Consider the following 11,944-nt stretch of genomic DNA (forward strand, 5'->3'; position numbering starts at 1 on the left):
TGTTTCTTTTCTACAGAATTTTAATGAATATAATATTTATTTTATCTCCTCTTATTTTTCTTTACAGAATAATTAGAAAAAAAGAAGATATATTTAGATTTAAAGAAAAAATATGTTTTTTTTCTAGAAAAAAAAATAAAGGAAATACTGTATGGTTTCATGGAGCAAGTGTAGGAGAAATTCTAAGTATAGTTCCATTAATCGAAAAATTAGAAAAAAATAAAAAAATTAATCAAATTTTAGTAACAACAAATACATTGAGCTCTTCAAAGATTTTAAAGAAACTAAAATTAAGCAAAACAATTCATCAATTCTTTCCTATTGATACAAATTACCATAGCAAAAAGTTTTTAAATTATTGGAAACCATCTGCTGTATTTTTTATAGACTCGGAAATATGGCCAAATATGTTAACAAATATAAAAAAAAAAGAAATTTCTTTAGTTCTTTTAAATGCAAGAATCACAAAAAAAACTTATGCTAGATGGAAAAAATTTCCATCATTAGCAAAAAATTTATTTAATAAATTTGATGCTTGCTACGTTGCAGATATAAAATCTAAAATACGTCTAAAGAAACTTGGTGCAAAAAAAATAATAAATATTGGTAATTTAAAATTTACTCAAACCAAAATAAATACCCATGATTTGAATAAAAAATTAAAAAAAAAATTATTATCAAGAAAAATATGGTGTGCTTCCAGCACACATGATTTAGAAGAAAAGTTTTGTGCAATTGCACATAAGATACTGAAAAAAAAGTATAAAAATTTACTCACAATCATAATTCCAAGGCACATCAATAGAGTAAAAAATATTAAAGCTGAATTGGAGCAATATGATCTTAAGGTATGCAGGCATGATTCCAATGACAGAATTAATGAAGATACGGATATTTATATTGTAAATTCCTATGGAGAAACAAAATCATTTTATAAAATTTGTAAAACTGTTTTTTTAGGGGGTTCACTTATTCAGCACGGTGGTCAAAACCCATTAGAGCCAGCTATATATGGTTGCAAAACACTACATGGGCCAAATATTTGGAATTTCAAAGAAATATATAGCCTTCTACATAAAAATAAAATTTCTAAAAAAATTAAAAATTCAAGAGAAATAGCTAAAGAAATCAATAATATATTTAATAATAAAAATAATTCTCAAAAGTTAAAATCTAAAATTATAAGATTAGGTGAAACAATTTTAAACAAAACACTTAAAGAAATTAATTTATTTATTACAAAAAATGAATTTTAAAAAACCTTTTTTTTGGGACTATAAAAAGCCAAATTTTCTATCTTATATTTTATTACCATTAACCATTCCTATAATGATTAATAATTATTTTCTTATAAAACAGAAAAAAAATAAAAAAAAAAATAAAAACATAAAAAGTATTTGTGTAGGTAACATCTACGTTGGTGGTACTGCAAAAACACCTTTGACAATAGAAATTAATAATATTTTAAATACTTTAAATTACAAAACAGTTATTATAAAAAAATATTATAAAGCTCAAATAGATGAGCAAAAATTATTGTCCAAAAAAGCTAAACTATATTGTCATAATAAAAGGCAGGGTGCTTTAAATCGTGCAGTTAAAAATAATATCGATGTAGCTATTTTTGATGATGGTCTTCAAGACAGATCTATACTTTATGACCTAAATTTTGTTTGTTTTAATAATTTAAAATGGATTGGTAACGGGCACTTGATTCCTTCTGGTCCGCTAAGAGAAAAATTATCTAGCATATCTAAATATGATGCAATTTTTTTAAATGGCAATGGCGAAACCACAAATAAAATTAAACAGATAATCAAAAAAAATAATCAAAATATAAAAATTTTTGATACAAGTTATAAACCTCTAGATTTAAAGAAATTTAATTTAAAAGAAAGATTTATAATTTTCTCTGGTATAGGTAATCCTGATAGTTTTAAAAAAACACTTCAAAAAAACAGGTTCAATATTGTGGGCGATATAAAATTTCCAGACCATTATGAATATAAAAAAAAAGATATTTCTTATATTCGGCTATATGCAAAAAAATTAGATGCAAAAATTTTAACTACAGAAAAAGATTTTGTTAAAATTAACAATAGAGATTCTAAAGGAATTAAATTTCTAGAAGTAAAAATGGAAATAAAACAAAAAAAAAAATTAATACAATTTATAGAATCGAAAATATGAAAATAATTAAATACTTTTTTCAATTTTTAATAATTATATTTTTTTTTATAATATTTAAAATTATTGGTTTTAAATTTGCATCTTACATTTCTAGTAAAATTATTTCTATAATTGGTCCATTTTTTCGATCTAAAAAAATAATTACATTAAATATTCAAAGATCATTTCCAAATTTATCTAAGAAAGAAATTGATATAATTATAAATAAAATGTGGAACAATTATGGGAGAATTTTATCTGAATATATGTTTATAAAAAATTTTAAAAAATCTAAATCAACTTTTAATTTAGAAATTAAAGGCCAAGCAATTTTAGACGAAATAAAAAATAACCATGAGCCTGTAATATTTGTTTCAGGCCATTTTAATAACTTTGAATTAATGGCTATGCATATTGAAAAGTCTGGTATTGATTTGGCAGTAATTTATAGGCCTCTTAATAATAAATTTTTGAATTTTATAATGGAAAAAATTAGAAAAAAATATATTTGCAAAAAGCAGATTAAAAAGGGTATTGGTGGAACTAAAAAATTATTATCATTTTTTAAAAAGGGTACATCTATCGCTTTAATGATTGATCAAAGAGTTTCAGAAGGAATAAAATGTAATTTTTTTAATAATGAAGCTTTTACAACAACTATCCCAGCACAATTTGTAAAGAAATTTAATTGTAAAATAGTTCCAGTTTACATTGAAAGAATTAATAATATAAATTTTAAACTTACACTATATGAGCCACTTAAATTTTCCACTCAAGATACCACCCTCTCTATCACTCAAAATTTAAATAATCTTCTAGAGGACATGATTAAAAAAAATCCAGATCAATGGATTTGGTCACACAATAGATGGAAATAAAAAATTAACTTTGTTCTCTCTTTTGTTGAGCTTCTACATAGGAGTGATAAGCCTCTTGCAACTCTACATTCCAATAGTTTAAATCTTCTAACTGAATAGTCTTGCCAGAAATGGCACAAATTACATGATCACCTTTTTCAACGATTTCAAAATTATTAGGTAAATATTTTATTTTTGCTAATTTTTTTTTCATTTTTAGTTTATACACTATTATATGAAAGTTGGAATAATTGGAAGTGGTGGTCGCGAACATGCTATATGTCATGCCTTAAATAAATCGGATATTGTTAAAGATGTGTTTTGCTTCCCCGGAAATGCTGGAACAGCCACTATAGCAAAAAATATAGATTTAAACTTAGAAGACTTTGATAAATTAAAAGATTTTATAATATCAAGTAAAATCGATTTAATTATAGTTGGTCCTGAAAAACCATTGGTTAATGGTATCGTTGATTTTTTAAAAGATAATAATATTAAAGTTTTTGGTCCTAATAAGTTAGCTTCACAACTTGAAGGTTCAAAAATTTTTACAAAAAAATTATGTCAAAAATATAATATTCCAACAGCTAATTTTGGTATTTTTACAAAATCACATGAAGCAAATGAGTTTATTAAAAAATCTAAATACCCTCTAGTTATAAAGGCTGATGGGTTAGCATCAGGTAAAGGGGTTTATATATGTAAGACTCAAGGTGATGCCCTGACTGCAATTAAAGAAATATTTGATGGTAAATTTGGTAAAGCTGAAAATCTACTTGTGGAAGAATTTTTAGAAGGTGAAGAAATGAGCTATTTCGTAATATCAGATGGCAACACAATAAAAAATTTTGAAACTGCCCAAGATCATAAACAAGCTCTAGAAGGTGATTTAGGAAAAAATACTGGTGGCATGGGTGCATATTCACCATCAAGATTAATGAATAAAGAAATAGAAAAAAAAATTTTAGATAAAATAATTAAACCAACAATAAGAGGATTAAAACAAGCTGGGATAAACTATGTAGGCTTTTTATATGCTGGGCTAATGATCGTAAAAAACGAACCTTTCTTAATTGAGTACAATGTAAGAATGGGAGACCCTGAATGTCAAGTAATCCTGCCAAAACTAGAAACTGATATTTTGAATATTTTTTTAGCTTGTTGCGATGGAAAATTGGATGAATTAAAAATAAAATGGCACGATAAAAAAAGTTTGTGTATAGTTTTGTGTGCAAGGGGGTATCCTGATGAATATAAAAAAAATATACTAATAGAAAATCTTGATAAGATAAAAATTACAAATAGAGAATACATTTATCACGCAGGCACAATCAATGTTGAGAATAAAATCTACTCGATAGGTGGAAGAGTGCTAAATTTTGTTTGTTTATCTGAAAACTTTTTAGATGCTCGAATAAAAATATTAGACACAATAAAGTTTTTAAATTGGGATAATGGTTTTTATAGAAAAGATATAGGATATAAAGTAATCGATAAATGAGAATAATCTCAGGTAACTTTAAGCGAAAAAAGATCTTAGAGCCCAAGGATCAAATTACAAGGCCTCTTAAAGATCTTACCAAAGAGTCAATATTTAATATTATTTATCATTCAAAGAAATTTGATATTCAATTAAAGGATTCTAATATTTTAGATTTATTCTCAGGAGTGGGTTCTTTTGGCTTAGAATGTTTATCAAGAGGATCTTCTTCATTAACTTTTGTGGAAAACTACAAAGAAGTTTTAATGGTTTTAAAGAAGAATATTTCCCTTCTTGAATGTGATGATAAATCAACAGTAATTGAAAAAGATATATTTAATAGATTAAACTTTAATGACTTCAAAAAAAAATTTGAAATTATTTTTTTAGATCCTCCTTTTAAGGAAGAAAGATTAGCTCTATTATTAAATTTGATTAGTGACTCAAATATATTAAAGGACAACGGAATTATAATTCTTCATAGGCATAAAAATGAAAATGATAATTTTCCAGAAAATTTTAAAGTCATTGAACAAAAAATTTATGGTGTGTCAAAAATTATTTTTGGGAATTATTCTTAGATCAATATTTTACTAGTTTCTTGCTTTATTAGCTCTACAGATGGTTGATCATAAGGATTAATTTTTAATGCTCTTCCTAATAAAATTGTTTCTAAAATAAAAAAACAAAATAACTCACCTAGGCTTTTTTCATTTCTTTTGATTATTTCAAAACTTCTATAAGGTAAATTTTTTTTAAAAAAAACCTTTTCAGTTGCTATTTTCTGAGCAAACTTAATTTCATCTAGTGTTTTATTTTTTAAATAACTATGAGATGAAAGTATCTTATTACTATTAATTTTTGGAGAACTATCATTTTTTACATAAAAAAAAGTAAAAAAGTTATTTTTAGGTCCATCAAGATAAAGTTGCATAGTGCTATGATTGTCTTTTGGCATTGAGGAAATTATCGGGAGAATTCCATTTCCTTTTTTTCCTAAACTTTCTGCAATTAGTTGTTGATACCATTTAAATAAATTATCTGATTTTTCATCATAGTTAAGAATAATTGAATTAAATTTTTTTTTCTTCACTAAGTGAAGGGTGTTACTAACATTTTTTGTTAAAGAATTTATAAATTCTTTATTTTTAATCAAATTATTCATCTGTTTGAATTGACTTGTTTTTAGACCCATTAATTCTGATGGCAGCATGCCCACTTCTGAAAGTACCGAATATCTTCCTCCTATAAAATTATTATGATGAATAATTTCACTTTTTAATTTTTTAGCAATATTAGATAAGTAGCTAGTTTTATTTTCTGTAATAAAAATACTTTTTTCTTTATTTTTTAAATAAATATTTGTATTCGAAATAGTTTCAAGAGTATTACCTGATTTAGAAATTATGATACTTAATGATTTATTTTTTTTATTATTTAAATTATTTTTTGATTTTAAATTATTTATAAAATAAAAATTTTTTTTCACTTTGTGTTTTAAAAAATCATAAATTGCTTCGGCTCCAAGAATTGAACCTCCCATTCCAATAATTTTTATATGAAAATATTTTTTTAAACTTAAAATTGTTTTTTTACTATAGCTATTCTTGTATTTTGTGCTCAGAGAATGGAGTATATCATCATTCTTTTTTATTAGTAATTTAAGATCTTTTTTAATACTTTTGTTATTTGTTTTTAATCTAAAATTTTTAAAAAAAATACTTTTGGTTATCATTAATTTTTTTGAATTTTATCTAAAATAGACTTTTCTAATGAATCATTCGATTCCTTACTTTTTGATAATTTATTATTAGAAATTGAGTCTTTATTAAAAATTTTTTCTAAGTTAAAATTTTCTTCTTCTATTGCTGCATCATTGGCCTTACCTGGCTCTGGAAGTTTTTCAAATTCTGGGGGTAGCACTAGTGGGTTTTTCTTTTCCACCATAAATTCATCTGTATTATCTTGCTTATTCCCTGTTAGGGCATTTTTAGCTCCCTGGCATCCATTTAATAAAAGCAGTATTATAAAAAGGTATTTATATAGATTTATCATTTTTTTTATTAGATTTTAACTCTATTAATATAAGAAAAATAACCCCAAAGGTAATAAATATATCTGCCACATTAAAAATAAACCAGTGAAAATCTCTTATATGAAGATCAATAAAATCTGGTACTGCTGAATAGTATATTCTATCAAAAAGATTGCCTATAGAACCTCCAAATATTAAGATTAAAGAATACTGCTTTATTCCTTCAGTATTCAGGATCATAATCAACACTAAGATTGTTATGAGCATAATAACTAAGCTTATTGAGTTATAAATAGTGCTTTGATCAAAAGAAAATAAGCCAAACGCTATCCCCTTGTTCCAAATCAAATATATATTTAAATATGATGTCAAATAAAAATCTACTGTATTTTCTAGCTCTGCCAGTTTCAATATATAAATCTTGGCTATTCTATCTAATAAAAAAATTAATATTATAGCTAAACTTTTTAAAAAGAAATTTTTTAGACGCACATGATTCATGAATTTTTTAAATTATTTTGGGTGTCTTTTGCAATTTTCTTTATTAATTTTCCAACAAACTGGACATTTATTACCTTCAGCTTTTTTAGCTTTAACAACTATTTCTTCTGAGTCAGACTTCTCAATTAATGCTAAAGAAGTTATGCATAATTCTGAAAAATCAACATTGTTTGCAATTTCATATAAATTTTGATTTAGACATATATTCAAATTAACTTCTAAACTTGATCCTATTTCTTTGCTTGCTCTTTTAGCTTCAATGCTTATGTTGCAAATATCTCTAATTTTTTTTAGTTCTACCCATTTTTTATTTAATTTATCATTTTTAAATGATTTTGGAAATTTTATAAATTTCTCAAGGTGAATACTTTTTTTATCTTTGTTTATTAATGTAAAAATTTCTTCAGTTGTAAATGAAAGTATTGGTGCAAACCACTTAATTAAAGACTCTAAAATTATGTTCAGCACAATTATGCTACTTTTTCTTCTTTGTGAATCTTTTGAATCACAATACAAGGCATCTTTCCTAATATCAAAATAAAATGCTGACAAGTCAACTGTACAAAAATTCAAAAGTTCTTTGTAAAGATTGTGAAAATCATATGACTTGAAATAGTTTTTGAAATTTTCATTTAAGTCATAAATTTTGTTGAGCATATATTGCTCTAATTCTGGTAATTGATTTAAATCTAATTTTTCAATATCAATTTTCTTAAAATCATCATTTAGGTTTCCAAGTAAATATCTAAATGTATTTCTAATCTTTCTATAAGAATCTGCATGTTGCTCTAAAATAGAATAGTCTATTCTTAAGTCTTCTGCATAATTTGATGATGCAACCCATATTCTCAATATATCTGCTCCATATTTTTTTAAAATATCCTCTGGTGCTATTACATTTCCTACAGATTTTGACATTTTGAGACCTTTGCCATCTACTACAAATCCATGTGATAATATTGATTCATAAGGTGCTCTACCTCTCGTACCACAAGACTCTAAAAGTGACGAATGAAACCAACCTCTATGCTGATCAGAGCCTTCTAAATACATTGATGCTGGCCATTGAAGATCTTTTCTTTTTTCCAAAACAAATGCATGTGTACAACCACTATCAAACCAAACTTCAACAATGTCACTTATTTTATCATAATCTTCTGCCTTATACTTTTCTCCTAGAAATCTTTGTGGATCATCAGAGAACCAGCAATCAGAGCCTTCTTTTTCATAAATGCTCGCAATATTCTCATTTACATTGTCATCTACTAAAATTTCTTTAGTAGTTTTATGAATAAATATCGGAAGTGGAACGCCCCAAACTCTTTGTCTTGAAACACACCAATCTGGCCTTGTTTCAATCATTGCTTTTATTCTTTCTCTACCTTTGTCCGGATAAAATTTAGTGTCATCAAGAGCCTTTAGTGCCTTTTTTCTTAAGCCGTGACTTTCCATTGAAATAAACCATTGAGGAGTTGCTCTATGAACAAGAGGTGCTTTTGACCTCCATGAATGAGGATAAGAATGAACTAACTCTCCATTAGATAATAATTTTTTTTGATCTTTTAGTTTTTCAATAACAATTGGGTTAGCTTTAAAAATATGAGTTCCCTCAAATAAAGGAAGATTTTTAGTATATTTACCATCACCATCTACGGTCTCTATAGCTTTGATCCCGTGTTTTAAGCAAAGATTAAAATCATCGGGACCATGACTAGGTGCACAATGAACAATGCCTGTTCCTTGTTCTGTTGTAACAAATCTTGCTTCAAGCATTGGAATATCATAATCATAACCAAGCTCTAAGAATGGGTGACTACAAATTGTATTTTTAAAATCTTTTCCTTTAAATTTTTTAATCTCTTTATAATCTTTAATATTACAGTCTTTAATAACAGAATTTAATAATGCTTCTGCAATAACTATTTTTTTATTCTTAAAATTTCCTTCATCATTTAATTCAATTATTAAATAATCTAAAGCCTCATTATAAGCTAGTGCCTTATTTGCAGGTATAGTCCATGGAGTAGTTGTCCATATAATAACTTCCGTATTTTCCAATTCTTTTATGCTTGTTTTTTTAATTGGGAAGGCTGTATAAATTGTATCTGATTTATGATCTTGATATTCAACCTCAGCATCTGCCAACGCAGTTTTTTCTACAGTTGACCAAAGAACAGGCTTAAATCCTCTATAAAGACTTCCTTCCTTTAAAAACTTACCCAACTCTCTTACAATTTGTGCTTCAGCATCAAAGCTCATAGTGGCGTAGTGATTATCCCAATCCCCCACAACACCTAATCTTTTAAATTGTGTTTTATGAACTTCAATCCATTTTTGCGCAAAATCTCTGCACTCTTTTCTAAATTCTGTTATTGGAACTTCATTTTTATTTTTTTTATTTTTTTTATATTGTTCTTCAATTTTCCATTCAATAGGTAATCCATGACAATCCCATCCGGGAACATATACTGAGTCTTTTCCATCCATTTGATGAAATTTAACTATTATATCTTTTAAAATTTTATTTAGAGCTGTACCCATGTGAATGTTACCATTTGCATATGGTGGACCATCATGAAGTATAAACTTCTCTTTACCCATGTTAGATTTTCTCAACTCCTTATAAAGATCAATTTTTTTCCAATATTCTAAAATTTCAGGCTCTTTATTTTGTAAATTTGCTTTCATGGAGAAAGATGTTTTAGGTAAATTTATATTTTCTTTGCTCATATTAATTTTTTTTTGCGACGTTTAAGTCACTTTGAATTTGTTTTTTCAATTGATCAACGTTTTTGAATTTTTTCTCTTTTCTTATAAACTTTGTGAACTCTACTGATAAATACTTATTATAAAGATTTCCAGAAAAATTAAAAATATGTACCTCTAATAAAATTTTTTTTTGATTGAAAGTTGGTCTATAACCAAGATTAGCAATAGCTTTTATTGATTTATTAGAGTTTTTTTGTTTTACTTTAACTGCATACACTCCAGGCATTGCGATCACGTAATCCTTAATATCAATATTGCATGTTGGAAAACCAATCTTTTTTCCTTGCTGTCTTCCCTTTTGAACAATCCCTTCAATTGACCAATTTCGATTTAATAATTTATTAATTTTTTTTAATTGTCCTTTTTCAAGAAGAGAACGAATATATGTCGAGGAGATAACTTTTTTATTTAAGATTAGTGGTTGAGGTTTTACTATTTTGTAATGATATTTTTCTTCATTTTTTATTAATTGTTTAACACCTCCTTCTCTTTTATTGCCAAATCTAAAGTTATTACTAACAAATATATATTTTGCTTCTAATTTTTTTGATAAAATTTCTTTAATAAAAAAATCAGATTTCAACTTAGAAAATTTTTTATCAAACTTTTGTGTAATTACAAAATCAACTCCCAGACTTTTTAAAATTATATTTTTTTGATTAATATTTGAGATTCTGAAGTTTTTTATATCTTTGTTAAAAAACATCTTAGGCATTGGCTCAAATGTTAAAACACCAATTTTCAGATTAAATTTTTTCTTATAGGTATTTGCTAATTTAAACAATTTTTGATGGCCCATATGAACACCATCAAAATTTCCAATTAAAATTATTGATCTTTTATGATTTCTAGAAATATTAAAATTTTTATATAGTTTCATTTTTCTACCATTTAAGCTCTGATTGAATAAAATTTACAATAGCTTCATACTTTTTTGATACTATATCTATTCCTTCTTTTTTAATTTCATCTTTATGAATACCATTTGATATCAATAGTGAATCATAGTTTAAAAGATTTGCTCCCTTAATATCTGTATTTAAATTATCTCCAATTGATAAAATTTTTTTATTTTTGTTATCAATTGATTGATTATAAACTTCCGGAAAAGGTTTTCCAAAGTATATAACCTCTCCTCCCATTTTTTCAAAAATCAAAGCTACCGATCCTGCACAAAGCTCTCTTTTTTTACCCTTATCAACAACTAAATCTGGATTAGTGCATATCATTTTTTTGTTAATATGTTCTTTAAATAATTCTTTATAATAATTTAAATCGTCACTCTGATCTTCAAATAAACCTGTACATAATAAATAAGAACTTTCTTTAATTTCTGTAATTTTGTCTTTTTTAAAATTTAAAAATAAATCAAAATCTCTAGGTGGTCCTAAATGAAAAAACTTTTGATTTAAAAAGTTTTTTTTTAAATAGCTCAATGAAGCTTCGCCAGATGAATACACTTTTTCTCTAATTTCTTTATTCATTCCCATTTTCTCTAGAAATAAGTTTACAGAACTGTTTGGCCTTGGAGCGTTAGTTAGAAGAACATATTGTTTTCTTGCTTTAGTAATTTCTTCCAAGGTCTTAATAGCATTTTTATGAAGGGTTATTCCGTTGTGAATAACGCCCCATAAGTCGATATAAAAAATATCATAATTTCCTGCAATTGACCTTAATCCTTTATAATCTAAATTTTCACTCATTATGGGAGGTATAACTTATAAAAAACACAATTTCTCTGGTTTTTTGACTAACATATTTTTTTTACTTAACCTTGAAATAGCTTAGCTAATAGCTATATGAGTCGCATATTAAAAGGAGAATTTATGAAATTTAAACCGTTACACGATAGAGTTTTAATACAAGTTTTAGACAGTAGTGAAAAGACTGCTGGAGGAATAATCATCCCTGATACAGCCCAAGAAAAACCTCAAGAAGGTAAAGTTATTGCTGTTGGTGGTGGTGCAAAAACTGAAGATGGAAAATTGATTCCAATGGATGTAAAAGTTGGGGACAAAGTTCTTTTTGGCAAATGGTCAGGAACTGAAATCAAAATCGACGGCAAAGAATACAATATAATGAAAGAGTCTGACATTATGGGTATTTCGGGAAAATAATTTAATTAAAAGGAGA

General features: G+C 25.9%; 13 protein-coding genes. 6 read left to right on the top strand and 7 right to left on the bottom strand.

Going from position 1 to position 11,944, the window contains the following annotated elements; all coding sequences use genetic code 11:
- Positions 1-23 precede the first annotated feature (23 nt).
- Genes AC5YGA_RS05630 through AC5YGA_RS05640 form a run of 3 tightly spaced genes read left to right on the top strand, consistent with a single transcriptional unit; the run spans position 24 to position 3,047 of the window.
- Complete coding sequence (locus AC5YGA_RS05630) at positions 24-1,256, top strand: 3-deoxy-D-manno-octulosonic acid transferase (RefSeq protein ID WP_415308147.1); 1,233 nt, start codon at positions 24-26, stop codon at positions 1,254-1,256.
- Positions 1,246-2,190 carry a tetraacyldisaccharide 4'-kinase gene (gene lpxK / locus AC5YGA_RS05635; protein ID WP_415308148.1) on the top strand — a complete coding sequence of 315 codons (945 nt, stop codon included), beginning with the start codon at positions 1,246-1,248 and terminating at the stop codon, positions 2,188-2,190. Before AC5YGA_RS05630 ends, lpxK begins: the two co-directional genes overlap by 11 nt.
- Positions 2,187-3,047, top strand: coding sequence for a lysophospholipid acyltransferase family protein (locus tag AC5YGA_RS05640; protein ID WP_415308149.1), 861 nt, complete (start codon positions 2,187-2,189; stop codon positions 3,045-3,047). The genes lpxK and AC5YGA_RS05640 overlap by 4 nt, the downstream gene beginning before the upstream one ends.
- A 4-nt stretch (positions 3,048-3,051) precedes the next feature.
- Here AC5YGA_RS05640 and AC5YGA_RS05645 read toward each other — a convergent pair whose 3' ends face one another.
- Positions 3,052-3,240, bottom strand: a complete 189-nt coding sequence (locus AC5YGA_RS05645) for a DUF2093 domain-containing protein (protein ID WP_415309367.1) — start codon at positions 3,238-3,240, stop codon at positions 3,052-3,054.
- Positions 3,241-3,261: 21 nt separating this feature from the next.
- Here AC5YGA_RS05645 and purD point away from each other — a divergent pair, with 21 nt between their 5' ends.
- On the top strand, positions 3,262-4,527 hold the full coding sequence (gene purD, locus AC5YGA_RS05650; RefSeq protein WP_415308150.1) for a phosphoribosylamine--glycine ligase: 1,266 nt from the start codon (positions 3,262-3,264) through the stop codon (positions 4,525-4,527).
- Entirely contained in the window at positions 4,524-5,087 is a 564-nt protein-coding gene (gene rsmD / locus AC5YGA_RS05655) for a 16S rRNA (guanine(966)-N(2))-methyltransferase RsmD (RefSeq protein WP_415308151.1), read from the top strand. The genes purD and rsmD overlap by 4 nt, the downstream gene beginning before the upstream one ends.
- Here rsmD and AC5YGA_RS05660 read toward each other — a convergent pair.
- From AC5YGA_RS05660 to AC5YGA_RS05685, 6 genes are read right to left on the bottom strand one after another with little or no spacing between them, the layout of a single operon-like run.
- Positions 5,084-6,241, bottom strand: coding sequence for a phosphoglucose isomerase-related protein (locus tag AC5YGA_RS05660; protein ID WP_415308152.1), 1,158 nt, complete (start codon positions 6,239-6,241; stop codon positions 5,084-5,086). The genes rsmD and AC5YGA_RS05660 overlap by 4 nt on opposite strands.
- Entirely contained in the window at positions 6,241-6,561 is a 321-nt protein-coding gene (locus tag AC5YGA_RS05665) for a DUF3035 domain-containing protein (protein ID WP_415308153.1), read from the bottom strand. Before AC5YGA_RS05665 ends, AC5YGA_RS05660 begins: the two co-directional genes overlap by 1 nt.
- Entirely contained in the window at positions 6,545-7,042 is a 498-nt protein-coding gene (gene lspA, locus AC5YGA_RS05670) for a signal peptidase II (RefSeq protein ID WP_415308154.1), read from the bottom strand. Before lspA ends, AC5YGA_RS05665 begins: the two co-directional genes overlap by 17 nt.
- A 12-nt stretch (positions 7,043-7,054) precedes the next feature.
- On the bottom strand, positions 7,055-9,772 hold the full coding sequence (ileS, locus tag AC5YGA_RS05675; protein ID WP_415308155.1) for an isoleucine--tRNA ligase: 2,718 nt from the start codon (positions 9,770-9,772) through the stop codon (positions 7,055-7,057).
- 1 nt (position 9,773) lies between these two features.
- Positions 9,774-10,691: a riboflavin biosynthesis protein RibF gene (gene ribF, locus AC5YGA_RS05680; protein WP_415308156.1), complete on the bottom strand. Its 918-nt coding sequence runs from the start codon at positions 10,689-10,691 to the stop codon at positions 9,774-9,776.
- A 4-nt stretch (positions 10,692-10,695) separates the two neighbouring features.
- Positions 10,696-11,514: a TIGR01459 family HAD-type hydrolase gene (locus AC5YGA_RS05685; protein WP_415308157.1), complete on the bottom strand. Its 819-nt coding sequence runs from the start codon at positions 11,512-11,514 to the stop codon at positions 10,696-10,698.
- A gap of 123 nt (positions 11,515-11,637) precedes the next feature.
- Here AC5YGA_RS05685 and groES point away from each other — a divergent pair, with 123 nt between their 5' ends.
- Positions 11,638-11,928 carry a co-chaperone GroES gene (gene groES / locus AC5YGA_RS05690; RefSeq protein WP_415308158.1) on the top strand — a complete coding sequence of 97 codons (291 nt, stop codon included), beginning with the start codon at positions 11,638-11,640 and terminating at the stop codon, positions 11,926-11,928.
- Positions 11,929-11,944 lie beyond the last annotated feature (16 nt).

Source organism: Candidatus Pelagibacter sp. uisw_091, from assembly GCF_059512525.1.

Excerpts from the sequence above, each read along its gene's own strand:
- AC5YGA_RS05630 (WP_415308147.1), top strand. The coding sequence starts at position 24 with ATGAATATAATATTTATTTTATCTCCTCTTATTTTTCTTTACAGAATA.
- lpxK (WP_415308148.1), top strand. The coding sequence starts at position 1,246 with ATGAATTTTAAAAAACCTTTTTTTTGGGACTATAAAAAGCCAAATTTT.
- AC5YGA_RS05640 (WP_415308149.1), top strand. The coding sequence starts at position 2,187 with ATGAAAATAATTAAATACTTTTTTCAATTTTTAATAATTATATTTTTT.
- AC5YGA_RS05645 (WP_415309367.1), bottom strand. The coding sequence starts at position 3,240 with ATGAAAAAAAAATTAGCAAAAATAAAATATTTACCTAATAATTTTGAA.
- purD (WP_415308150.1), top strand. The coding sequence starts at position 3,262 with ATGAAAGTTGGAATAATTGGAAGTGGTGGTCGCGAACATGCTATATGT.
- rsmD (WP_415308151.1), top strand. The coding sequence starts at position 4,524 with ATGAGAATAATCTCAGGTAACTTTAAGCGAAAAAAGATCTTAGAGCCC.
- AC5YGA_RS05660 (WP_415308152.1), bottom strand. The coding sequence starts at position 6,241 with ATGATAACCAAAAGTATTTTTTTTAAAAATTTTAGATTAAAAACAAAT.
- AC5YGA_RS05665 (WP_415308153.1), bottom strand. The coding sequence starts at position 6,561 with ATGATAAATCTATATAAATACCTTTTTATAATACTGCTTTTATTAAAT.
- lspA (WP_415308154.1), bottom strand. The coding sequence starts at position 7,042 with ATGAATCATGTGCGTCTAAAAAATTTCTTTTTAAAAAGTTTAGCTATA.
- ileS (WP_415308155.1), bottom strand. The coding sequence starts at position 9,772 with ATGAGCAAAGAAAATATAAATTTACCTAAAACATCTTTCTCCATGAAA.
- ribF (WP_415308156.1), bottom strand. The coding sequence starts at position 10,691 with ATGAAACTATATAAAAATTTTAATATTTCTAGAAATCATAAAAGATCA.
- AC5YGA_RS05685 (WP_415308157.1), bottom strand. The coding sequence starts at position 11,514 with ATGAGTGAAAATTTAGATTATAAAGGATTAAGGTCAATTGCAGGAAAT.
- groES (WP_415308158.1), top strand. The coding sequence starts at position 11,638 with ATGAAATTTAAACCGTTACACGATAGAGTTTTAATACAAGTTTTAGAC.